At 70.6% G+C, this 22843-nt stretch carries 22 protein-coding genes and 1 pseudogene; 5 read left to right on the forward strand and 18 right to left on the reverse strand.

Annotated features, from left to right (window positions below):
* Window positions 1-7 precede the first annotated feature (7 nt).
* The 5 genes from OG844_RS06870 to OG844_RS06890 are packed head-to-tail and all read right to left on the reverse strand — an operon-like array spanning window position 8 to window position 4491.
* Complete coding sequence (locus OG844_RS06870; protein WP_406388816.1) at window positions 8-814, reverse strand: DUF1295 domain-containing protein; 807 nt, start codon at window positions 812-814, stop codon at window positions 8-10.
* On the reverse strand, window positions 811-1182 hold the full coding sequence (locus OG844_RS06875) for a hypothetical protein (RefSeq protein WP_406388818.1): 372 nt from the start codon (window positions 1180-1182) through the stop codon (window positions 811-813). Before OG844_RS06875 ends, OG844_RS06870 begins: the two co-directional genes overlap by 4 nt.
* Entirely contained in the window at window positions 1179-2441 is a 1263-nt protein-coding gene (locus tag OG844_RS06880; RefSeq protein WP_406396027.1) for a class I SAM-dependent methyltransferase, read from the reverse strand. The genes OG844_RS06875 and OG844_RS06880 overlap by 4 nt, the downstream gene beginning before the upstream one ends.
* Before the next feature lie 59 nt (window positions 2442-2500).
* Window positions 2501-3226: a DUF1365 domain-containing protein gene (locus OG844_RS06885; protein WP_406396029.1), complete on the reverse strand. Its 726-nt coding sequence runs from the start codon at window positions 3224-3226 to the stop codon at window positions 2501-2503.
* A complete protein-coding gene (locus tag OG844_RS06890) occupies window positions 3220-4491 on the reverse strand; it encodes an NAD(P)/FAD-dependent oxidoreductase (protein ID WP_406388819.1) in 1272 nt (423 codons plus the stop codon). The genes OG844_RS06885 and OG844_RS06890 overlap by 7 nt, the downstream gene beginning before the upstream one ends.
* 249 nt (window positions 4492-4740) lie before the next feature.
* Here OG844_RS06890 and OG844_RS06895 point away from each other — a divergent pair, with 249 nt between their 5' ends.
* The 4 genes and pseudogenes from OG844_RS06895 to OG844_RS06910 all read left to right on the forward strand — a co-directional run bounded on the left by OG844_RS06895 (window position 4741) and on the right by OG844_RS06910 (window position 8564).
* Window positions 4741-6276, forward strand: coding sequence for a molybdopterin-dependent oxidoreductase (locus tag OG844_RS06895; RefSeq protein ID WP_406396030.1), 1536 nt, complete (start codon window positions 4741-4743; stop codon window positions 6274-6276).
* 75 nt (window positions 6277-6351) lie between these two features.
* Window positions 6352-6996: a fasciclin domain-containing protein gene (locus tag OG844_RS06900; protein WP_406388820.1), complete on the forward strand. Its 645-nt coding sequence runs from the start codon at window positions 6352-6354 to the stop codon at window positions 6994-6996.
* A gap of 28 nt (window positions 6997-7024) precedes the next feature.
* A pseudogene (locus OG844_RS06905) lies at window positions 7025-8034 on the forward strand (ADP-ribosylglycohydrolase family protein).
* A gap of 89 nt (window positions 8035-8123) precedes the next feature.
* Window positions 8124-8564 carry an SPW repeat protein gene (locus OG844_RS06910; RefSeq protein ID WP_406388821.1) on the forward strand — a complete coding sequence of 147 codons (441 nt, stop codon included), beginning with the start codon at window positions 8124-8126 and terminating at the stop codon, window positions 8562-8564.
* 144 nt (window positions 8565-8708) lie between these two features.
* Here OG844_RS06910 and OG844_RS06915 read toward each other — a convergent pair whose 3' ends face one another.
* From OG844_RS06915 to OG844_RS06970, 12 genes are all read right to left on the reverse strand, one after another.
* Complete coding sequence (locus OG844_RS06915) at window positions 8709-11537, reverse strand: DEAD/DEAH box helicase (RefSeq protein WP_385610547.1); 2829 nt, start codon at window positions 11535-11537, stop codon at window positions 8709-8711.
* 50 nt (window positions 11538-11587) lie between these two features.
* Entirely contained in the window at window positions 11588-12478 is an 891-nt protein-coding gene (locus OG844_RS06920) for a diacylglycerol kinase (RefSeq protein ID WP_406388823.1), read from the reverse strand.
* A 42-nt stretch (window positions 12479-12520) separates the two neighbouring features.
* On the reverse strand, window positions 12521-13486 hold the full coding sequence (gene tatC / locus OG844_RS06925) for a twin-arginine translocase subunit TatC (RefSeq protein WP_406388825.1): 966 nt from the start codon (window positions 13484-13486) through the stop codon (window positions 12521-12523).
* A 49-nt stretch (window positions 13487-13535) separates the two neighbouring features.
* The gene (gene tatA / locus OG844_RS06930; protein ID WP_406388826.1) at window positions 13536-13832 is read right to left on the reverse strand and encodes a Sec-independent protein translocase subunit TatA; all 297 of its coding nucleotides are present in this window, start codon (window positions 13830-13832) and stop codon (window positions 13536-13538) included.
* 218 nt (window positions 13833-14050) lie between these two features.
* On the reverse strand, window positions 14051-14248 hold the full coding sequence (locus tag OG844_RS06935) for a hypothetical protein (RefSeq protein WP_384603641.1): 198 nt from the start codon (window positions 14246-14248) through the stop codon (window positions 14051-14053).
* Between the two features lie 38 nt (window positions 14249-14286).
* Window positions 14287-14562 (reverse strand): hypothetical protein, encoded by a 276-nt coding sequence (locus OG844_RS06940; protein WP_383184435.1) that lies wholly within the window; start codon window positions 14560-14562, stop codon window positions 14287-14289.
* Window positions 14563-14599: 37 nt separating this feature from the next.
* A complete protein-coding gene (locus OG844_RS06945) occupies window positions 14600-15556 on the reverse strand; it encodes a WYL domain-containing protein (RefSeq protein WP_329212791.1) in 957 nt (318 codons plus the stop codon).
* A 14-nt stretch (window positions 15557-15570) separates the two neighbouring features.
* Window positions 15571-16524 (reverse strand): helix-turn-helix transcriptional regulator, encoded by a 954-nt coding sequence (locus OG844_RS06950; protein WP_406388828.1) that lies wholly within the window; start codon window positions 16522-16524, stop codon window positions 15571-15573.
* A gap of 113 nt (window positions 16525-16637) precedes the next feature.
* A complete protein-coding gene (locus OG844_RS06955; RefSeq protein ID WP_406388829.1) occupies window positions 16638-17012 on the reverse strand; it encodes an FKBP-type peptidyl-prolyl cis-trans isomerase in 375 nt (124 codons plus the stop codon).
* A gap of 43 nt (window positions 17013-17055) precedes the next feature.
* On the reverse strand, window positions 17056-17988 hold the full coding sequence (locus OG844_RS06960) for an FKBP-type peptidyl-prolyl cis-trans isomerase (protein ID WP_406388831.1): 933 nt from the start codon (window positions 17986-17988) through the stop codon (window positions 17056-17058).
* Window positions 17989-18110: 122 nt separating this feature from the next.
* Complete coding sequence (gene pafA / locus OG844_RS06965; RefSeq protein WP_406388833.1) at window positions 18111-19472, reverse strand: Pup--protein ligase; 1362 nt, start codon at window positions 19470-19472, stop codon at window positions 18111-18113.
* 9 nt (window positions 19473-19481) lie between these two features.
* Window positions 19482-20741, reverse strand: a complete 1260-nt coding sequence (locus OG844_RS06970) for an MFS transporter (RefSeq protein WP_406388835.1) — start codon at window positions 20739-20741, stop codon at window positions 19482-19484.
* Window positions 20742-20873: 132 nt separating this feature from the next.
* On the opposite strand from OG844_RS06970, the gene OG844_RS06975 reads away from it, so the two are divergent.
* A complete protein-coding gene (locus OG844_RS06975) occupies window positions 20874-21914 on the forward strand; it encodes a LacI family DNA-binding transcriptional regulator (RefSeq protein WP_406388837.1) in 1041 nt (346 codons plus the stop codon).
* A gap of 62 nt (window positions 21915-21976) precedes the next feature.
* Here OG844_RS06975 and prcA read toward each other — a convergent pair whose 3' ends face one another.
* Window positions 21977-22801, reverse strand: a complete 825-nt coding sequence (gene prcA, locus OG844_RS06980; protein WP_406388839.1) for a proteasome subunit alpha — start codon at window positions 22799-22801, stop codon at window positions 21977-21979.
* Window positions 22802-22843: the final 42 nt, after the last annotated feature.

A 22843-nucleotide genomic window follows, 5' to 3' on the forward strand; every position in this document is an offset into this window, starting at 1 on the left:
GGGCTGTTCAGCGCTTCCTGCCCGGCGGCCACGGGAGGAATCCGCTGGTACGGGCCCGGTAGTCGTCGTAGCCGGGCCGTCCTGCCATGTGCCGCTCCAGCAGCGCCTTGCCGCTGCCCTTGATCAGCAGGAAGCTCATCACCACGGGCGCCACGAGGGTCGCCGCCGCGACCGCGGGGTCGGAGCACACGAAGAGGAACAGACCCCACCAGACACAGAAGTCGCCGAAGTAGTTCGGGTGCCGGGTCCAGGACCACAGCCCCCGGTCCATGATCCGCCCCTTGTTCTCCGGATCGCTCTTGAACCGGGCCAGTTGCCGGTCCCCCACCGCCTCGAAACCGAGCCCCACCGCCCACAGCGCGGTGCCCGCCCAGGCCCACCAGGACAGCGGTCCCGTCAGGTACTGCGCCGCCTGTACGGGCAGTGAGATCAGCCAGACCAGCGCCCCTTGGAGGAGGTACACCTTGCGCAGGGCGTAGAGGTCCGGGTGCCCGGGAGCCTTGGCCAGCATGGCGGCGTAGCGGGGATCCTCCCCGTGGCCTCGGCCGCGGAGGCCGATGTGCACGGCCAGCCGCAGTCCCCAGACGACCGTCAGTGCGGTCACCAGGAGCCGGCGTGCGTCCTCACCGTCGCCCTTCGAGAGCGCGTACGAGACGACTGCGACGGCTGCGAAGCCGATGCCCCACGCCACGTCGACGATCCGGTGCAGGCCCTCGCGCAGGGCGATCAGGAACGTCACGAGCATGACGGCGAGCGCGGCACCCGCCGCCGCGGCCAGGTTCTGGGCGAATGCCGCCCAGGCGAAGCCGTTCACCGGCCGGACCCTGGGCGCGGCCCCGCGATGACGGGTTCGCCGGGGGTGTGGCCGTCCTGTGCGGCCGTGGCGCCGAGGCCCGTGTACCGGTCGTGGCGGGTGGCGCGCAGACCGGCCGCGAGGTTGTCGGCGATGTCGATGTCACCGGTGATGCAGGCCTCGGCCAGGCCCGGTTCGCCCGGCTGCCGGAGGAGGCGGCGCAGCGCCCTGGGCGAACGGACCTGCACCGTGAGGGCGTCCTCGGGGCCGGTCTCGCTGCCGTCCCACATCCTGATCCTGAGCGGCGGCTGCCCACCGAGGTACTGCTCGATGACCGGCGCGATGCGCTGCGCGGCCCCGTACCCCGGGGTGTGGGTGATGGTGTTCACGCGGTGTCCTCACGGGTCAGGAGAATCTGCTGCACGTCGAGATAACCGGACCGGAATCCGGCCTCGGAGTAGGCGAGGTAGAACGTCCACATGCGCCGGAAGGTCGCGTCGAAGCCGAGGGCGTCGACCCGGTCCGCCCGCTCCTCGAAGCGCTCACGCCACAGCCTGAGTGTCTCTGCGTAGTGCATGCCGTAGGTGCTGCGCCGCCTGGTCCGCAGGGCGGTGTGTGCGGTGGTGACGCGCTCGATCGATTCGGTGGAAGGGAGCAGCCCGCCCGGGAAGATGTACTTCTGGATCCAGGTGTGGGTGCTGCTGCTGGCGAGCATCCGGTCGTCCGGCATGGTGATCGCCTGGAGTGCGATGCGCCCGCCGGGGGCGAGGCAGCGGTCCAGCGTGCGGAAGTACACCGGCCAGAACTCCTGGCCGACGGCCTCGATCATCTCGACGCTGACGACCGCGTCGTACTCCCCGGTGACGTCCCGGTAGTCGCAGAGGCGCACGTCCACGCGGTCCTCGTGGCCGGCCTCGCGGATCCTGCCAATGGCCAGTTCCCGCTGTTCCCGGGAGAGCGTCAGCGTGGTGACGCGGGCACCGCGCGCGGCGGCCCGGAGGGCGAGTTCGCCCCAGCCGGTTCCGATCTCCAGCAGTTCGGTGCCCTGGCTCACGCCGGCCATGTCGAGCAGCCGGTCGATCTTGCGGTGCTGGCCGGCGGCCAGCAGGTCGTGCTCGGCCGGGAATCCGCGGAAGACGGCCGAGGAGTACGTCAGCGTGTCGTCGAGGAAGAGGGCGAAGAGGTCGTTGGACAGGTCGTAGTGGTGGCTGATGTTGTCGCGCGAGCCCTCGGGGGTGTTGGCCTGAGCGGCAGGCTGCCGCGGTGCCCACAGTCTCCGCAACTTCTGCAGCGGTGCGGGGACGAGGTCCGCCGCGTTGCCGGCGAGGACCGTCAGGACGCCGACGAGGTCCGGCGAGTCCCATTCGCCGGCCATGTACGACTCGCCGAAGCCGACCAGTCCGCTCGCGCCGATCCGCCGGAAGAACGCGTCCGGCCGCCGGATCTCCATGAGCGGCCCGCCCGGTCCGATGCTGTCACGGCCGGCGAGCCGGGCACGCAACGGGAGCCGTGACAGGGCGTGCCGGACGAGCCGTTCGGCCACGGCGGTCCTGACCCCGGACGCCCGCGGCTGGGCCACCACATCGGGCCATCTGTCCGGGTCGACGCCCGTGAGGGAGGCCGAGGCGGCTCTGACCTGGGCCGGAATGCTGCCGCTGCGGGCGGGAGCCACGCGAGGGGCTGAGGGAGTGGGAGAGGTGGGCACCTTCACTGCATGCCTTCCTGTGTGCGGTGACGGGGACGTGGCTGCACGGGCAGCCGGCGAAGGAACAGCCGGATGCCGTGGAGCCTGATGGCGGCGGAGACGACAAGGGTGGAAAAGGGGTGGCGGAGGAACAGCCGGAGCAGTTGGGCGGGCGTACCGGGGCGCCGCGTTCCCCGTACGGTCGCCGTGAACGGGCGTGTGCCGTCGCGTTCCAGATGGATCGTCAGGTTCAGTCGAGGGCCGGGTTCGGGCAGCCGCATCCGGTAGTCGCCGTCCACGGGGAAGAACGGCGACACGGAGAAGTCCTTGCCGGTCACCGCCCGGTCGGCCGCGTCCGGGCGCAGCAGGTAGCAGTGACGTTCCCCGTAGGTGTTGTGCACCTCGGCGACCACGCAGAGGGGCGTGCCGTCGGGGCGGCGGCACCAGTAGACGGTCAGCGGGTTGAAGACATGGCCGAAGACCCGGGCCTGGGTGAGCATGGTGACGGTGCCGTCGGCGAGGTCGACGGCCCGGGCGGCGAGGAACCGCTCCAGCCCGGCCCGGATCGTGGGGGCCGTGCCGCCGAAGTGGTCGCGCGCGTCGAAACGGGCCAACGGGCGCAGGACGGAAGGGAGTCGTGGCGGCCGGTCCGGGTCGATCAGCCACAGATAGCCGCGGTGCCGCAGGTCGTACCGACGGGGCGCGGTGCGTACGTGGGTGATGGCGCACGGGTAGAGGGCGTTCACCAGGTCACCCCCAGGGCGGCTGCGGCCTCGGCTCCGGAACGGCAGCCGTCCTCGTGGAAACCCCAGCCGTGGTAGGCCCCGGCGTAGGCGGTGACCGGTCCCGAAAGGGCCGGCAGCCGGGCCTGGGCGGCGACCGATTCCGGGGTGAAGACGGGGTGCTCGTAGAGCATGCGGGCCCGGACGCGGTCCGGGTCGACCCTGTCCGCACCGTTCAGCGTGACGACGAACCGCTCGGGGGCGTCCAGCCGTTGGAGCCGGTTCATGTCGTAGCTGACGGTGACCCGGTCGGCGTCGGCCGCGCAGGACGGCATCAGGTAGTTCCACGAGGCTGCGGCGCGCCGGCTGCGCGGAAGGACGGCGGTATCGGTGTGCAGCAGCGTGGGGTTGTGGGAGTAGCGGAAGGCGCCGAGGGTGCGCCGTTCCTCGTCGGTGGGGTCGGCGAGCAGGCGGAGCGCCTGGTCGGGATGGGTGGCGACGACCACCTCGTCGTACTCGTCGGTGGCGCCGTCCTCGGTGACGATCTCCACGCCGTCGCTGTGCCGGCGCACGGCACGCACGGGGGTGGACGTGCGCACGGAGTGCACCTGCTTGGCGATGCGTTCGGCGTAGGTCCGCGATCCGCCGGTGACGGTCCGCCACACCGGCGACCCGCCGATCGTGAGCATGCCGTGGTGGTCCAGGAACCGGAAGAGGTACCGGGCCGGGTAGCGCAGCGCGGTCACCGGGTCGCAGGACCAGACGGCGGAGACCATGGGTGTCAGGAAGTGGGCGCTGAAGTAGGGGGAGAAGCGGCCCCGGGCGGCGAACTGCCCCAGGGTCATGGCGGACGCACCGTCGTCCCGGGCGAGCAGGGCGCGGGCTGCCCGGTGGAACCGGGGCACTTCCGCGAGCATCCGCAGGTACGGGCCCCTCAGGGCGGCCCCCGGCCGGGCGAACAGTCCTGCGGCGCCCCGGGCGCCCGCGTACTCCAGGCCGCAGCCCTCGCAGCGCACGGACATGCTCATCTCCGACTCCTGGGTCGCCACACCGAGTTCGTCGAAGAGCCGGAGCAGATGGGGGTAGGTACGCCGGTTGTGCACGATGAACCCGGAGTCGACGCGGTGTATGCGGCCGTCCGACGAGGTCAGGTCGTGGGTGTGCGCGTGGCCCCCGACGCGCTCGTCCGCCTCGTGGAGTGTCACGTCCCGTGCGCTGCCCAGGACGTGAGCGGCGGTCAGCCCCGCCACTCCGCTGCCGATCACGGCTGTGCGCCGCCGCTTCGTTGTCATGGGGGTTCCTCCCGGTGTCGCACGGCTGGCGGGGCTCGCCGGAGAGCCCCTCAGAGGCCATTCGGTGCAGGTGGGCCCGCGGATTGGCCGCTGTGCGGACTTCCTTCGATCGGGTGAACGACCAATCCGCGTGGTCCCCGGTGCCGAACTCCTGGTGTGAGCACAGACCGATACGTTTCGCAGAGTCACGGGGCCCCGGGGTCCCGGGGATCCCGCTGGGCACGCGCCGCGTTCGCCGCGCTCAGCGGTCTGATCGCCGGGTTCACGGCCCTGTGCGTGGCCGAACTCGTCGCGGCTGCCGTACGTCCGGAGGCGGGGCCGGTCACGGCGGTGGGCGGGGCGGTCATCGACCGGACTCCCCCGGCCGTCAAGGACTTCGCCGTACGGAACTTCGGCACCGACGACAAGCTGGTGCTGCAGCTCGGGATCCTCGTACTCCTGGCGCTCTTCGCCATGGCGGTCGGGGTCCTCGCGCTGCGGCACCGGCGGAGCGGCGCCGCGGCCGTACTGGTCTTCGGTGTGGTCGGCGCGGTCGCGGCAGCCGGGCGGCCGGAGGGCCGCCCGGCCGACGCGCTGCCGTCGGTCGTGGGCGCCTTGGTGGCCGCGGGGGTCCTGTACCTCCTGGCCGGACGGCTCACACCGGCAACCGGCCCGTCTCCCGCGGCTGAGGAGACGGACGGCGGGGCGCAGGGTGCCTTCGACCGCCGCGGATTCGTGATCGCGGCGACCGCTGCCGCGGCGGCCTCGGCCGGTGCGGGGCTCCTGGGCCGTCGGTTCCAGGTGTCCGAACTGGCCGGGGTCTCCGCCTCACGCGGCGAGATCGCACTCCCGGCACCCGCCTCACCGGCTCCCGCCGTACCCGGGGGCGCCGATCTGGGGATCCGTGGGCTGAGTTCCTTCGTGACGCCGAACAAGGATTTCTACCGGGTGGACACCGCCCTGGTGGTCCCGCGCGTCGACGCCGACCGGTGGCGGCTGCGGATCCACGGCAGAGGGGTGGCGCAACCCGTCACTCTCCGCTTCCAGGACCTCCTGCGGCGCGAACTCGTCGAGCGGGACATCACGCTGACCTGTGTGTCCAACCAGGTGGGCGGCCCGTACGTGGGCACCGCCCGGTGGATCGGCGTACGACTGGCCGACCTGCTGGGCGAGGCCGGGGTGAAGCCCCCGTCGGAGGGCGGGCCCGCGGACCAGATCGTGGCGCGTTCCGTCGACGGGATGACGATCGGCACCCCGGTCGAGGCGGCCATGGACGGCCGCGACGCACTGCTCGCGGTCGGTATGAACGGCGAACCGCTGCCGTTCGACCACGGCTTCCCCGTCCGGATGGTCGTTCCCGGTCTGTACGGCTACGTCTCGGCCTGCAAGTGGATCCGGGACATCGAACTCACGACGTTCGACGCGTACGACGCGTACTGGGTCGAGCGCGACTGGTCGCGCGAGGCTCCGATCAAGACCCAGTCACGCATCGACACGCCCCGCCCCTTCGCCTCCCCGCGCGCGGGGACCGTGCCCGTCGCCGGCGTCGCATGGGCCCAGCACCGGGGCATCGCCCGGGTGGAGGTCCGGGTGGACGGCGGCGCGTGGCACACGGCACGGCTGGCCGCCGAGGCCGGTCGTGACACCTGGCGCCAATGGGTGTGGGAGTGGCCGGCCACGACCGGCCACCACACCCTCGAGGTCCGCGCGACGGACCGTAGCGGCGTCACCCAGACCGACGAGCGGGTCGGCACCGTGCCCGACGGTGCGACCGGCCGGCACTCGGTGGTGGTCGACGTGTCCTGACCGCCCGGCCTTTCCACCCGTTCCCCTTCCTGTCCCCTCCGCTTTGTTGATCAACACACCTCACAGGAGAACACCATGAACAACCGTCACCTTCGCCGCGTCGCCGTCGCCGTCTCCGCCGCCGCCCTGCTGCCGCTGGCGATGACCGCCTGCTCCGGCGACTCCGACACCGCGGCGTCCGGCTCCGACTCCGGCGCGGACAAGGCCGCGTCGAGCGCTCCGGCCAAGGAGACCCGGCCCATGGACGAGCCGTTCGGCCCGGCCTGTGCGACGGTCCCGAAGGACGGCGCGGGCTCCTTCGCGGGGATGGCGCAGGACCCGGTCGCCACGGCGGCGTCGAGCAACCCGGCGCTGTCCACCCTGGTCACGGCCGTCAAGCAGGCCGGCCTCGTCGACACCCTGAACAGCGCCGAGAACATCACGGTGTTCGCCCCGACCAACGACGCCTTCGCCAAGATCCCGAAGGCCGACCTGGACAAGCTGCTCGCCGACAAGGCCGCGCTCACCAAGGTGCTCACCTCGCACGTCGTGGGCGAGAAGCTGGCGCCCTCGCAGCTGGACAAGGGCTCCTTCGACACCCTGGCCAAGACGCAGCTGACGACGTCCGGTTCGGACATGACGTACACCGTGAACGACTCCTCGAAGGTCGTCTGCGGCAACGTCCCGACCGCCAACGCCACGGTCTACATCATCGACACCGTCCTGATGCCGGCCGCCTGACGTTCTCTTCCGCTCGTGCGCTGACCGTATGAGCAGAACGGGCCCCGAGGGCCGCACTCCTGGAACGGGCGAACCGGGGAAGGCGGCCCGGAGGGACCGCGCCGCCGGTGCCGTGGTCGGCTCCGCGGCCGGCGACGCACTGGGCGCCCCCTTCGAGTTCGGGGCGCCCGGTGTGTTCGGCGCCCGCTTCCCGGACGGCGTGAGGACGCTGTGCGGGGGCGGGGGCTGGGATCCTGGCGAGGCCACGGACGACACGCAGATGGCCGTTCTGGTCGGCGAGTCGCTGCTGGAGAACGACGGTCTCGAACTCTCCGACATCTTCGACCCGTTCAGGCGCTGGGCGGCCGACGGACCCAAGGAACTCGGGCTGCAGACCGAGGACGTCCTGACGAGCGGGGACCCCTGGGACATGGCCGCCGCCCTGCATTTCCCGATCAACGCGCGTGCGGCGGGCAACGGTTCGCTGATGCGGGCGACCACCTCCGCCGTGTACTTCGCGCGGCAGGGGGTGCGGCGACCATGGACGCCGCACGCCGCATCGCGGCCCTGACCCATGGCGACCGGGCCGCGTGGGAAGGCACCTCCGTCTTCCACGAGCTGGTGCGCGTCGCCCTGGACGGCGACGATCCCCTCGCCGCCGTTCCCGGCGCCCTCGCCGAGGTGCATGCCGACCACCGGGACCGCTGGGCGGCCGTGCTGGCACCGGACTGGCATCCGGACGACGCGACCGAGTTCAACGGTGCGGTGTGGCCCTGCCTCGGCACCGCGCTCCGGGCACTGCGCACCACCTCCGGCTTCGAGGGCGCGCTCGGCGCCGCGGTCGACGTGGGCGGGGACACCGACACGGTCGCGGCGGTCACCGGCGGACTGGCGGGAGCGGTGTACGGGCTCGGCGCCCTCCCGGAACGCTGGACGCGAACCCTGCACGTGCCGCTGCCGGGGTACGGGGACCGGGTGCTGCGGGCCGCGGACCTGGTGTCCCTGACCGAGCGGCTCGACGGAAACGCAGGAATCCGCCGCGAGAAAACCTACACATAAGAGACATATAAGGGCACACTGGCTGAAGAGACGATGACCGCGCCATCCGTACCGCGGTCGCCCTTCAAAGGTTCGAAGGAGACGATCTCATGAGTAACGTCTCGCACAGGAGTGACCTATCGGGCCATCCCGATGTCGATGAGATGCGGGAGCGCCACGACCGCGTGATGAGCGGCGGCGGCCGCGGTACCGCTCTCGCCGACGCGCCTGTGTTCCTCCTCGGTATCTACTGCGCCGTCTCGCCCTGGGTGCTGCACTTCACGGCGAGCCAGCCGGCCCTGGTGACACACAACCTCGTCATCGGTATCGCGATCGCCGTTCTGGCGCTGTGCTTCACCGCCATGCCGGAACGGATGACCGGCATGAGCATCGCCATCTGCGCCCTGGGCGCCTGGCTGATCGTGTCGCCCTGGATCGTGGGCTCGAGCCCCGATATGGGCGTCATCCTCAACAACGTGATCGTCGGAGGCCTGGCTGTGGTGCTGGGGGCGGTCTGCGCGGGCCTCGCGGTGATGAACAAGAAGACGTAGCGGAGAGGACCGCGAACGCAGGAAAGGACTGCGCACGCACAGAAGTGGCCACAGACACGAACACGCCTGCGGCCACTCTGCTGTCGTTCCTACCCGGCGGCATCACGCCGACGGGATCACCCGCCGGAATCACCCCGTCCGGGATCACCCCACGGAGCTGTACGCCACCACGCCCCGCAGGACCCCGTCGACGGCCTTGTGCGCGTTCTTCGCCACCGAACTCCCGTCCCTGGGTGCGGCGGCCGCGATCTGGCCGAGCACGTCGATGACCTGCTTGCACCAGCGCACGAAGTCGCCGGCCGGCATCTCCGCCTCCCGCAGCACCTCGTCCAGCGTCCGCCCCGAGGCCCACATGTAGACGGCCCAGGCGAAACCGAGGTCCGGTTCGCGCTGGCCGACCCCTTCCGTCTGGCTGATCTTGAAGTCCTCCTCCAGGGCGTCGAGCCTGCCCCAGATGCGGACCATCTCACCCATCGCCGTCTTCGCCGGACCGGACGGCAGCTTGGGCGCCACCGCGTCGTCCGCCTGGCGCGACTCGTAGACCAGGGCCGACACGCACGCGGCGAGCTCGGCGGGGTTCAGCCCCTCCCAGACGCCTTCGCGCAGGCACTCGCTCGCCAGCAGGTCCAGCTCGCCGTAGAGCCGTGCCAGCCGCCTGCCGTTGTCCGTGACCTCGCTGCCCCGCAGGTAGTCGAGCTCGGTGAGGAGGGCGACGATCCGGTCGAAGGTGCGGGCGATCGTGTTCGTCCGCCCCTCGATCCGGTGCTCCAGCTGCCGGGTGTCGCGCTGCAGCCGGTGGTACCGCTCCGCCCACCGGGCGTGGTCCTCACGCTCGTCGCACCCGTGGCACGGGTGCGCACGCAGCTCGGTACGCAGCCGGGCGATCTCCCTGTCGTCGGCCGCCGCGGCCCGCTCCTTGCGGTGGCGTCCCGGATCGATGTGCCCCGCCTTGCTGCGCAGCGCGGACGCCAGATCGCGGCGCGACTGCGGTGAGCGCGGGTTGAACGACTTGGGGACCCGCATCCGCTCCAGCGCCTCCACCGGCACCGGGAAGTCGATGTGGGCCAGCCGCTTGACCTGACGCTCGACGGTCAGCACCAGGGGACGCGGTCCGTCGTGGTACTCCAGCCCGCGGTGCCCGTTGGTGCGCCCTCCCGGCAGCCCCGGGTCCAGCACCAGAGCCAGTCCCGCGAACTTGCCGGTCGGCACATGGATGATGTCACCGGGCTTGAGCTTCTCCAGCGACGACGCGGCAGCGGCCCGCCGCTGCGCCGCACCCTGCTTGGCGAGGTCCGTCTCCCGGTCCTTGAGGTCGCGGCGCAGCCGCGCGTACTCCTCGAAGTCCCCGAGATGGCAGGTCATGCCCTCGCGGTAGCCCTCCAGGCCCTCTTCGTTGCGCTGGACCTGCCGGGAGATCCCGACCACCGAACGGTCCGCCTGGAACTGTGCGAAGGAGGTCTCCAGCAGCTCGCGCGACCGGTGCCGCCCGAACTGCTGCACGAGGTTCACGGCCATGTTGTACGAGGGCCGGAAGCTGGAACGCAGCGGATACGTGCGCGTACCCGCGAGTCCGGCGAGCGCGCCCGGGTCCATGCCCCGCTGCCACAGGACCACCGCATGGCCCTCGACGTCGATGCCCCGCCGCCCGGCCCGCCCGGTCAGCTGGGTGTACTCGCCGGGAGTGATGTCGGCGTGCTGCTCGCCGTTCCACTTGACGAGTTTCTCCAGCACGACGGAACGCGCCGGCATGTTGATGCCGAGCGCCAGTGTCTCCGTCGCGAAGACCGCCTTGACGAGGCCGCGGACGAAGAGCTCCTCGACGACCTCCTTGAAGGTCGGCAGCATGCCGGCGTGGTGCGCGGCGATGCCCCGCTCCAGGCCTTCGAGCCACTCGTAGTACCCGAGGACATGCAGATCCTCGGGTGGGATGGACGCGGTGCGCTCCTCGACGATCTCCCGCACCAGACGGCGCTTGTCCTCGTCGTTGAGCCGCAGCCCCGCCTGCAGGCACTGCTGGACGGCCCCCTCGCAGCCTGCCCGGCTGAAGATGAACGTGATGGCGGGCAGCAGGCCCTCGGCGTCGAGCCGGTCGATGACCTCGGGCCTGGCCGGGGTCCAGATCCGGCTGCGCTGACGCCGCTCGCGCTCGCGGTCGGCCTCGCGCACCATCTTGCCCCGGCGGCGCTCACGCGGGTTGTACCCGCGCTGGTTCTCCATGCGGGCGAGCCTGACGAGGTCGGGGTTGACCTCGCGCCGGCCGGTGCCCCGGCCGCCGTGGTCGGTCTCCTCCTCGAAGAGGTCGTACATCCGCCGTCCGGCCATGACGTGCTGCCACAGCGGAACCGGCCGGTGCTCGGAGACGATCACCTGGGTGTCGCCCCGGACGGTGTCCAGCCAGTCGCCGAACTCCTCGGCGTTGGACACGGTCGCCGACAGCGACACCAGAGTCACCGACTCCGGCAGGTGGATGATCACTTCCTCCCACACGGCACCGCGGAAGCGGTCGGAGAGGTAGTGCACCTCGTCCATCACCACATAGCCGAGGCCGGTGAGCGACTGGGAGCCCGCGTACAGCATGTTGCGCAGCACCTCGGTGGTCATGACGACCACGGGTGCGTCCGCGTTGACGCTGTTGTCCCCGGTGAGCAGTCCGACCTTGTCCGCGCCGTAGCGCCTGACCAGGTCGGTGAACTTCTGGTTGGACAGCGCCTTGATCGGCGTCGTGTAGAAGCACTTGCGGCCCTGCTCCAGGGCCAGGTGTACGGCGAATTCGCCGACGATCGTCTTGCCCGACCCCGTGGGGGCCGCGACCAGCACCCCCTTGCCCGCCTCCAGGGCCTGGCAGGCCTCGATCTGGAACGGGTCCAGTCCGAACTCGTACATCTCGCGGAAGGGCCCGAGGGCGGTGGCCTGCTCGGCCGCACGGACCCGGGAAGCCTGGTATCGCTCAGCTGGTGAGAGGTCCTCTGTCATCTTGATACGAGCCTACCCGCCAGGTATGACAGTCAGCCCGATCTTTAAATTCACGGTGAGAGGACCCGGACGGCACCGGGTACACAGGTCGCCGTGAGGGGCAGCGCCCCCAGCGGCTCGCCGTCGGCGTACGCGGTGACGCCCGCGGCGGCCAGCTCGATCGAGGCGACCCGGTGCACGGTGACGTCGGGGTGGCCGAGATGCGTCCCCTTGTACACCTTCGGGAACACCTTGAGCAGGGTGGACCGGCTGCAGTCTCCGACCACGGTGACGTCGAAGAGCCCGTCGTCCATGACCGCGTCCGCGCAGATCCGCATGCCACCGCCGTACGTGGACCCGTTGCCGACGGCGATCAGCGTCGCCTCGATCTCGCGCACCGGACCTCCGTCCAGCCGGATCCGGTACGGAATCGGCCGGAAGGCCGCCAGTTCGGCGAGGATCGCCAGGTCGTACTTGAACCGTCCGCCGACCCAGCGCATCCGGTTCCCGCGGTCGTTGACCCGCGAGTCGAACCCGGAGGCGAGCACGGAACCGAACCAGCGCTCGCCGACCCGGCCCAGGTCGATCTCGCGCTCCGTCCCCGCCTTGAGCGCCGCCGCGGCCAGCCGTCCCGCCGCGGCGGGGTCACGGATCGGCAGCCCGAGCGCGCGGGCGAAGTCGTTGCCGGTGCCGACCGCGACGACGCCCAGCGGTGTCCCGGTCCCGGCGACGGCCTGCAGGGCGAGGGACATCATGCCGTCCCCGCCCACGGCTATCAGTGCGCCGGTCCCGGCGGCCACGGCCTCGCGGGCGCGCCGCAGGGCGTCAACGGCGTCCTCGCCGAGCACGGTCCGCACGGAGAATCCGGCGTCCCGCAACGCGGAAGCGGCCGGCTGCGCGGCACGCGCGCCCCGGCCGCGTCCTGCGGTGGGATTGACGAAGAGGGTGATCTCGCTGGTCACTGGGGTCCCCTTGGACGGAGTCTGGGGGAGGACCCTACAAGATCAGGTGATGTCGTCGTAACCGTTGAGGCGGTGAGATCGGGCACCGTCGGAGTCACCACTGGCCTGCTCGGGCAGGGCTGCCCGTGAGGCGGAGACGCCCTCGACCGCGCCGACGCCCTCGGGTGTGAGGTCGAGCTGCGATGCCTCGTCGTCGTCGAGGTCGGCGTCGGGGTTGCGGCGCCGCCTGCGCTTGTCGTTGAGGAGGGAGAAACCGACCGCGATGAAGTAGAGCACCGCGAGCGGGCCCGCCAGCAGGAGCATCGAGATGGGCTCGCCGCCCGGCGTCGCGATGGCCGCGAACGCGGTGAGTCCGACGAGCATCCCGCGCCACCAGCGCAGCATGCGGGCTCCGGACAGGACCCCCGTCATGTTGAGCAGGATGAGCAGCAGGGGCAGCTCGAAGGCCAGCCCGAAGACGAGCACCATCCGCGTGATCAGGTCGAGGAAGTCGTCGAGGGGCAGCAGGTTCTTCACGTTGTCCGGCGTGAAGCCGAGCATGATCTCCGCGGTCTGCGGAAGGATCGTGTACGCGAGGTAGGCGCCGGCGAGGAAGAGCGGAACCCCGGCAGCCACGAAGGCCATCGAGTAGCGCTTCTCCTGCTTGTGCAGGCCCGGGGCCACGAACGCCCACAGCTGGTACAGCCAGACCGGCGTGGCCATCAGAACGCCCGCCATCAGGGACACCTTCAGCGCGATGGTGAAGGGCGACAGCAGACCGTTGGTGGTCATCTCCGCACACGGCCGACCGTTGACCATGGTCACGGCGCCGTTCTTGCAGCCGACCGAGTCCAGGATCGGCTTCATCAGGAACTCGAAGATTTCCTTCTGGAAGAACGCTGCCGCGATCACGGCGACCACGATGGCAAGTACCGACTTCAGCAGTCGGTTGCGCAGCTCACGCAGGTGATCGAGGAGGGGCATCCGCCCCTCGTCGTCCTTCTCCTGCTTGCGGGCAGACTTGAGCAACCCACTTCCCTCGTCTCGTGCGGCAGCTGTCGGTGGAGCGCGTCAGCTGTCAGCTCTGGGTGGTGGGCTTGGCCTCGCTGACCGGGCGGGAGCTGGTGACGTCTCCCGGGGCGGCCTGGATCGTCTTGGCGGGGGCCGGCTGCGGGGTGGGGTCCGCGACGGTCTCCGTGGTGGGCGTCGCGGGTTCCGCGCCGTCCTTCTTCATGGCCTTGGCCTCGCTCTTGAGGATGCGGGCCGACTTGCCGAGCGAACGCGCCATGTCGGGAAGCTTCTTGGCACCGAAGAGCAGCAGAATGACAGCGATGATCAGGATGATCTCGAGGGGCTTCAGATTGCCGAGCGGCATGTGCGACTTCCTTCTCACTGAGGCGACTGGAGGGTGGACTCACTACCCGTTCGACCGGACGTACGTCCGACCTGCGCGCTGGCAGCGATCGTAACCCGCAGGGGTAAACGCGAGGCAATGCCCGTGCGTACTCCCGCTTGCGGCCCGCACCTCCCTAGCCTGGGCCGACTCCAGCAGCGTACCCCCCGAACCGGTGAATCCTTAAGGCCGCTCCCCTGCTATCGCAGGGCCTCACCGGTGTCCGCGAGACCGGTGGCCGCTCGTTCGAGATCCTCTGCCGCTCGATTGATCCGCTTCGTGGTGGCCGAAACCTGGCGGCCGAGCCGTTGCGCCTCGACGAAGACCTTGACGGCCAGGATTCCGAGCACGGCCAGGCCGAGGAATCCCAGAGCGATGGCGAGCATGGGCCAGAACATGGACGGAGCCTCGATGTCTTCTCGTTACTGCGGGGCGGTCACCGCAGGGCGGTGTGGAGGCGAAGGGTCCGCACTCCGCCGCCGGTGAGGAGTTCGATGATGCGCTCCCCGGCGGGCTTGCGGACGGCCGAGCCGCACTCGGGGCAGGTGAAGGAGTAGAAGGTCGTGCGACGGCTCGCGCCTATCGCGAGGCGCAGGGCACCTGCCGCCAGCTCGAATCTCTCGCGGCAGTCCGGGCAGGCCGCCCGGAACCGGACGGTGGCGGGCACCGGTACCGCTACCGGCCCGGTCTGCCTACTCGATATCGCAGTCATACGGCCTCTGTCTCCTCCGTGTTCCGGTAGCCGCCGCTCAGAGGGCACCGTCATAGGCGGCGAGCGCTTCCCGGGCCGCCGTCCGCGCACTCTGCGCGAGGTCCTCCGGCGCCGTGATGCGCCCTTCTCCGCCCAGCCTCAGGGCGAGTCTGCGCAGCGAGGCCGGGTCGGGGGTACGGAGTGTGATCCGCAGGCCCCCGTCGGGCAGTTCCTCCGCGCTGTCGTGCGGGTAGTACTCGGCGACCCACCGGCCCCCGGGTCCCACCTCGACGACGACCTCCGGGTCCTCGGCCGCCGGCTGCACCAGGCCCTCCGAAAGATCACGCAGTTCGAGCTCCGGCGGTGCGGCCGGGGCGTCGAGCAGCCGGATCTCGGCGACCCTGTCGAGCCGGAACGTACGCCGCGCCTCGGAGAGCCGGCACCAGCCCTCCATATAGGTGTGGCCGACGGCGAACAGGCGGATCGGGTCCACCTCGCGCTCGGTGAGCTCGTCGCGCGCGGGAGAGTAGTAGCGCAGCCAGAGGCGGCGGCGCTCGGAGATCGCCCGGTCGACCTCGGCGAAGACCCCGCCCTCGGACTCGAAGATCACCGAGAGCCGAGAACTGGCCGCCCCGACCTCTCCGGCCGCCGTCTCCAGTTTCGCGGTCGCGCGCACCAGCGCCTGCCGGTCGCTCTCACGCAGTCCGGGCAGCGTGGCCACCGCGCGGGCCGCGACGAGCAGCGCCGTGGCCTCGTCCGCGGCCAGCCGGAGCGGCTCCGCCACGTCGTCCGGGTTGTGCCACCAGATCCGGTCGCCGTCGGTGTCGATGTCGAGCAGGTCACCGCCGCGGAAGCTGGTCCCGCACATGGGGAGCACGTCGAGGTCGGAGATCAGCTCGTCCTCGGTGATCCCGAAGGCCCGGGCGACGTCCTGGACGTGGGCGCCGGGGCGCTCGCGCAGGTATGTCACCAGGGAGAGCATCCGCCTGGTCTGGTCGATCGCGTTCGTGGCCACGAGTACGGTTCCCCTCAGTCCTTGGCCACGGCGCGCAGCCGGTCCATCACATCGGCCCGCAGATCGGCGGGTTCCCTCACGACGACGTCGGGTCCGAACTCGACGAGCCAGGCGTCCAGTCCGTGTCCGTACGGAATCTCCAACTCGTCCCAGCCGTCACCGAGTTCCCGTACGGATATCGCGCGGGAGCGCAGCGGGTAGCCGGACCCGGCGCGCAGCCTGATCCGGGCGGTCCTGGTCGCGGTCTCCCCCGCCCAGCTCTCCACGGTCTCGCGCACGGTCACCACATCGGGCACCGAGGCCGTGAAGGCCCCGGCCCGGGAGCGGACCCGGCCGGCGATCCTGGACAGCCGGAAGACCCTCTCGGCGCCCCTGTCCCGGTCCCAGCCTGCCAGGTACCAGTGGCCGCGCCAGCACTCGAGCGTCCAGGGCTCCACCTGGCGCTGCTCGGGGCGGGCGGCGTTGGCCTTGCGGTAGTCGAAGGTGACGGGGCGGCGGTCCCTGCAGGCGAGCATCAGCGGCTCGAAGGCCGCCTCGTGGACCGGGATACGGGGTTCGAGGGCACTGTGCACCTCGTACGCGTCCTCGGCCTCCGGCATGCCGGCCGCCCGCAGCTTCTGCAGGGCGCCGCTGGCGGCCCCGGCCAGCCTTGCCTGCTGCCAGACCTTGGCGGCGAGCCCGAGGGCGGCGGCCTCCTCGGCGTCCAGCGTGATGGGGGGCAGCCGGTTGCTGTCGCGGCGCGCGAGGTAGCCGGTGTCGCCGTCCAGGTTCTCCACGGTCTCGATGACCAGACCGAGTTCGCGCAGATCATCCTTGTCGCGCTCGAACATCCGGTTGAAGGATTCGTCCGAGCCCGCTTCCATGTAGGCCTCGATGGACCCGCGGAGCTCACGTTTGCTGAGCGGGCGCCGGGTACCCAGCAGACACAGTGCCAGGTTCATCAGCCGTTCGGCCTTGGCAATCGCCATCGACGCCCTTTCTCTACGTGCTACGACCGTCGACCGTACCGCCCCGGGGTGTCCGGACCAAAGCGAGGGCCCGCGCCTGCGGCGCGGGCCCTCGCTCCTGTAGTCCGGACGGATCAGACGCCGACCAGGTCACAGACGAAGATGAGCGTCTCGCCGGGCGCGATGGCGCCGCCACCCGCGCCGCGGTCGCCGTAGGCGAGGTTCGCGGGGATGGTCAGCTGACGACGGCCGCCGACCTTCATGCCCTGGACGCCCTGGTCCCAGCCGGCGATGACCTGACCGGCACCGAGCTGGAACTGCAGCGGGGTGCCGCGGTTCCACGAAGCGTCGAACTCCTCGCCGGTGGAGAACGCCACACCCACGTAGTGCACGGAGACGGTCTGGCCCGCCTGGGCCACCGCTCCGTCGCCCTCCCAGATGTCCTTGATCTCCAGGTCGGCCGGCGGCTCGCCACCCGGGAAGTCGATCTCGGGCTTCTCGATGCTCACTGAACTGCTCCTCTAAATGATGAACTGGGCAACCGGGACAGTCTTACATCTTTGTCAGGATGTCCATGGCCCATACGAGCGTCGAGTTGGCAGGAATGGTCTGCTGCGCCTCGTTGCCGAAAGCCTGGTCCGGCGGGATGACGAGCAGCACACGGCTGCCGACCTTCTTGCCGACCAACCCGTTCTTCAGACCCTTGACGGTGATCTGGGCCAGCGGGAAGGTCGCGGTCTTGCCCGTGTCGTAGGTGCTGTCGAACTTCTTGCCGCCCTTCCACAGGTAGGCCTCGTAGTTCACGACGAGGCTGTCGGTCTCCTTGATGACGTCCCCGTCGGACTCCAGGATGTAGTGGGAGACCAGCTTCTTGGGCGGGTTGCCCTTGGGGAACGTGACCTTCGGTGCCTTGCCGTCGGTGTTCGTGCCGACCTTCGGCAGGTCGATGTTGTCCTGGGCGACCGGGGTGCCCTCGGCGGACTTCGGAACCTGCGTCGCCTTCACCACGTCGACGACGAAGACGAGGGTGGAGTTGGGCTTGATGTCTCCCTGCCCCTGCTCCCCGTAGGCGAGGTCCGGCGGGATGACGAGCTGGACCCGGCTACCGACCTTCTGGCCGACCAGACCCTTGTCCCAGCCCTGGATGACCATGCCGGCACCGAGCGTCAGGTCGAACGGCTGGCCCTTGTCGAAGCTGTTGTCGAACGGCTTGGTGGAGTTCCACGCCTGCCCGAGGTAGTTGACCTGGATCGCGTCGCCGTTCTTGAGCTTCGCGCCGTCACCCTCACTGATGACTTCGGTCTTCAGCTCCTTGGGCGGATCGCCCTCACCCTTCGCCAGGGTGGGCTTCTCGCCGAATTTCGCTCCCGCGGTGATCGCGGGATTGCCTTCGGACGAGGCGGAGTCGGAGGCCTTGTCGTCGCCGCATGCCGCCGTGGACAGCAGCAGAAGGGGGACGACGAGAAGGCCGGCAAGTCGGCGCACTGGTTCCTCAGATCTCAGACGGCACGTGAATGGGTCCCCGACACTCTAGGCCGAGCGAAGGGCCCCGCACGAGGAACGTACGGGGCCCGGTCGCGTGCGGGGCGGGAGATCTCTCGTCCGGATCACATACCCGCGATCAGTTTCTCCACCCGCTCGTCGACGGAGCGGAACGGGTCCTTGCACAACACGGTGCGCTGTGCCTGGTCGTTGAGCTTGAGGTGCACCCAGTCGACGGTGAAGTCCCGCCGCTGCTCCTGGGCCCTGCGGATGAAGTCACCGCGCAGCCGTGCCCTGGTCGTCTGCGGGGGCACCGACTTGCCCTCGAAGATCTTCAGGTCGTTGCAGATACGGGCGGTCTGGCCCTTGCGCTCCAGGAGGTAGTAGAGCCCGCGCCGCCGATGGATGTCGTGGTAGGCGAGGTCTATCTGCGCGACCCTCGGGTTCGACATGGTCATGTTGTGCTTGGCCCGGTACCGCTCGATGAGCTTGTACTTCATGACCCAGTCGATCTCGGTGCCGATCCGGTCGAGGTCCTCGGCCTCGATGGCGTCCAGCGTGCGGCCCCACAGTTCGAGGACCTGGTCGACGGTGCCGGTGCGGATGCCGCGGCGTTCGACGAAGTCGACGGCCTTCTCGTAGTACTCCCGCTGGACCTCGATGGCCGATGCCTCCCGGCCGCTGGCCAGGCGCACCTTGCGCTGCCCGGTGATGTCGTGGCTGACCTCGCGGATGGCCCGGATCGGGTTCTCCAGGGTCAGGTCGCGCATCACCGTGCCCGCCTCGATCATGCGGAGCACCAGGTCGGTCGCGCCGACCTTGAGCAGCATGGTCGTCTCGGACATGTTGGAGTCACCGACGATGACGTGGAGGCGGCGGTACCGCTCGGCGTCGGCGTGCGGTTCGTCCCTGGTGTTGATGATCGGCCGGGAGCGTGTCGTGGCGGAACTGACGCCCTCCCAGATGTGCTCGGCACGCTGGCTGACGCAGTAGACCGCGCCACGCGGGGTCTGCAGCACCTTGCCCGCACCACAGATCAGCTGCCGGGTGACGAGGAACGGAATGAGGATGTCCGCGAGCCGGGAGAATTCTCCGTGCCGGGCCACGAGGTAGTTCTCGTGGCACCCGTAGGAGTTTCCCGCCGAGTCGGTGTTGTTCTTGAAGAGATAGACGTCGCCCGCGATTCCCTCCTCGTGCAGGCGGCGTTCGGCGTCGACGAGCAGGCCTTCGAGAATGCGTTCGCCTGCCTTGTCGTGCGTGACCAGTTCGGTCACGTCGTCGCATTCGGGTGTCGCGTATTCCGGATGCGATCCCACGTCGAGGTAGAGGCGGGCGCCGTTCCGCAGAAAGACATTGCTGCTGCGGCCCCATGACACAACACGGCGGAAGAGGTAGCGCGCCACTTCGTCAGGTGACAGTCGGCGCTGTCCCCTGAACGTGCACGTGACGCCGTACTCGTTCTCCAGCCCGAAAATGCGGCGGTCCATGACTGAACATTACGCCTTACGGCCTGAGCTGAAACCGGGTTCGGCAGCACCGTTTCGATCATTTTCCGATCCGGTCACAACAGCGGGCCTGCGCCCGGGAACTGCGAGGACCCTTCCGGTGGCCAGCAGAACCAGCAGCGCGGCCACTCCCCCGGCCCCCGCGACGGCGAAACCCGACGCCGTTCCGCCGAGCTCGACGGCCGGGCCCGCCACGGCCGTTCCGGCCGCGGCACCCACACCGAACGTCGTCACGAGCCAGGAGAACGCCTCCGTCACCGTGCCCCGCGGGGCGTGCCGGTCGACCACGATGAACGAGCAGGCGATGGCCGGCGCGAGGAAGACTCCCGCGAGCGCGGACAGCGCGGTCATGGCGGGCACCCCGGGGGTCAGCATCAGGGGCAGGTAGCACAGGGCCAGCAGCGCGACGATGACCCGCAGCCGCCGCTCGGGGGCTCCGGCCCACTGGCGCGCCCCGTAGGCCACGCCGCCGATCAGTGCGCCCAGTCCGAGCGCGGCCATCAGCCAGCCGTACACGGACTCCCGGCCGTGGTCGTCGGCGTACGCGACACCCGCCACCGTGATCGAGCCGAGGGCGAGCCCGACGAAGAAGAACGCCCCCAGCAGGGCCAGCAGCCCGCGCGAGCGCAGCGCGCCCAGCCAGTGCGCCTCGCGGGGAGCGGAGCGCCAGGTGCGGGACGGCTCGGACAGCACCACCCAGAGCGCGCCGAGGACACCCATGGCGTTGATGACCAGCAGCGCCGCGGCCGGTGACCAGAGCGACACCAGGACCGTCACGAGGAGCGGCCCCAGGGTGAACATCACTTCCTGGGCCACCGCGTCCATGGCGTACGCACGGTGGACCCGGTCCTCGCTGCCCAGCACCTTCGGCCACAGGGCCCGCAGGCCGCCCTCCAGCGGCGGTGTGAAGACTCCGGCCACGATCACGGCCGCGACGGCCTGCGGGAGCGAGCCGAGGCCCACCAGGGCCAGCGCGGCCATGCCCAGTGCGGAGAGCACGGCGGCGGGGAGCTGGACGCGTGGCTGGCCGTAGAGGTCCACGGCTCTGCCCAGAAGGGGCTGCCCCACGGCCGTGGCCAGACCGTACGCGGCGGCGAGGCCACCGGCCAGCGTGTAGCTGCCGCCCTCGGCCCGGGTGAACAGGACGATCGCGATGTGGGCGGTGCCGTTCGGCAGCCGCCCGACCAGGGTCCCCGCCAGCAGTCGGGCGGCATGCCGCGCCCGGAGGATGTCCAGATATCCCGCGGCCATGTCCGCCTCTCTCCCCCGGCGTGCTTCGCGCTCCACCGAAGTTTTACGTATAACGTCGAGGTTCATACGTACCATGTGCGCAGTCCGCGAGTCCATCCCACGGCAGCTGGCCGGTCCAGCACGGAGGCACGAGTGAGCAGCGCGCAGCAGCCCGCCCCACCCCGGCCCACCAGCCGCGACGTGGCCCGGGCCGCAGGCGTATCGCAGGCCACCGTCTCGCTCGTGCTCGGCGGCAAATGGCAGGGACGGGTGTCCGAGGCGACCGCCGGGCGCGTCCGCGACAGCGCCCGGGACCTCGGCTACCGGCCCAACCTCGCCGCTCGCAGCCTCCGGCTCGGCCGCACCCGCACCGCGCTCCTCGTGGTGCCCGCGCTCACCAACGAGTTCTTCGCCCGGGTCTACACGGGCGCCGCCGCCGTCGCGGCCGAGCACGACTTCGGCGTCGTGCTCTACCCCTCGCCCGATGGCACAGGACCGGCCAGGGACCCGTTCGCGTCGGCCCGCGCGGCACTCGACGGTGTCATCGCCTCCTCCATGGCCGCCGACGCCCTGGGTGCGCTCCGCGGGGCGGATCTGCCCCTGGTGATGCTCGACAGCGACCCCGACGAACACGGCGCGGCGGCACAGGTGAACCTCGACATCGCGGACGGCATGCGCCAGGTGGCGGAGCATCTGCTGGCCCTCGGCCACCGCCGCCTCGTCCATCTGGCCTCCGCCGTGGACACCTGGACCTTCGCGGAGCGGGCCCGCGCCCTGGCGGACGCCGTGCGGGACGTCCCCGGCGCCGCCGTCCGCCGGGTGACGTCCCCGCTGGACGTTCGGGCCGGGCGCGAGGCAACGGAGGCGGTCCTGGCCGCCCCCGGGCCGCTGCCGACGGCGATCGTCTGCGACGACGACATCCTGGCCGCCGGTGCCTGCAAGGCGGTACGCAGGCGCGGGCTACGGGTTCCCGGCGACATCTCCGTGACCGGCTTCGACGACCTCGCCCTCGCCACAGCGGTGGAACCGGAGCTCACCACGGTGCAGCTCCCGGCCGAACAGGTGGGCGAGCGCGGTATGGCGGCCCTGCTCGCCGTCCTGGACGGCCGGCCCGCGGAGCCGGGCAGCCTCCCCGTGCGCCTGGTGGTCCGCGGCTCCACAGCGGCGCCTCCCGCCGACGGCGGCCGGACATGACGGCGCCCCGGCAGCCGGTCGCGGCTGCCGGGGGCACCGGCACGGATACCTGCCCGAGCGGATTACTCCTGCGTGGACTCGCCGGTGCTGCCACCGGTGCTCTCGCCCGAGCTCTCGCCGGTCGTCCCGTCCGGGGCGTCGGGTTCCTCGGTGTCGGACGGGGCGTCCGTCGGGGTCGCTCCCGCACCGTCCGCGTCCAGCAGCCGCGTCAGCTGCCGGCCGACGATCCGCTTGAACTTGCGCTGCTGCGGCCTCGTACGGTCCAGGACCGCGACTTCGAGCCGCTCGGCGGGAATCTCCCGCTCGTTGCCGTTGGCCTCGCGCGACAGCGCCTGCACGGCCAGCTTGAGCGCCTCCGCGAGCGACATCCCGTCACGATGGCGCTGATCGAGGAAGGTGCTGATCTGCTCGGCGTTGCCGCCGACCGCGACCGAGCCGTGCTCGTCCACGATCGAACCGTCGTGCGGGAGCCGGTAGATCTGGTCGCCCTCCGGCCCGGCACCGACCTCGGCGACCACCAGCTCCACCTCGTACGGCTTCTCGGCGGCGCTGGAGAAGATGGTGCCCAGGGTCTGCGCGTAGACGTTGGCCAGCCCACGGGCCGTCACATCGTCACGGTCGTAGGTGTATCCGCGCAGATCCGCGTAGCGCACACCGCCGATCCGGAGGTTCTCGTACTCGTTGTACTTGCCGGCGGCGGCGAAGCCGATCCGGTCGTAGATCTCGCTGAACTTGTGCAGCGCACGGGACGGGTTCTCGCCGACGAACACAATGCCGTCGGCGTACTGCAGCACAACCAGGCTGCGACCACGGGCGATGCCCTTCCGGGCGTATTCCGCCCGGTCGGCCATGGCCTGCTGGGGTGAGACATAGAACGGCGTCGACACCGGCTATCCGTCCCTTTCTGTCAGTGACGAGTGCATCGGAGA

The sequence above is a fragment of the Streptomyces sp. NBC_00887 genome, assembly GCF_045207585.1.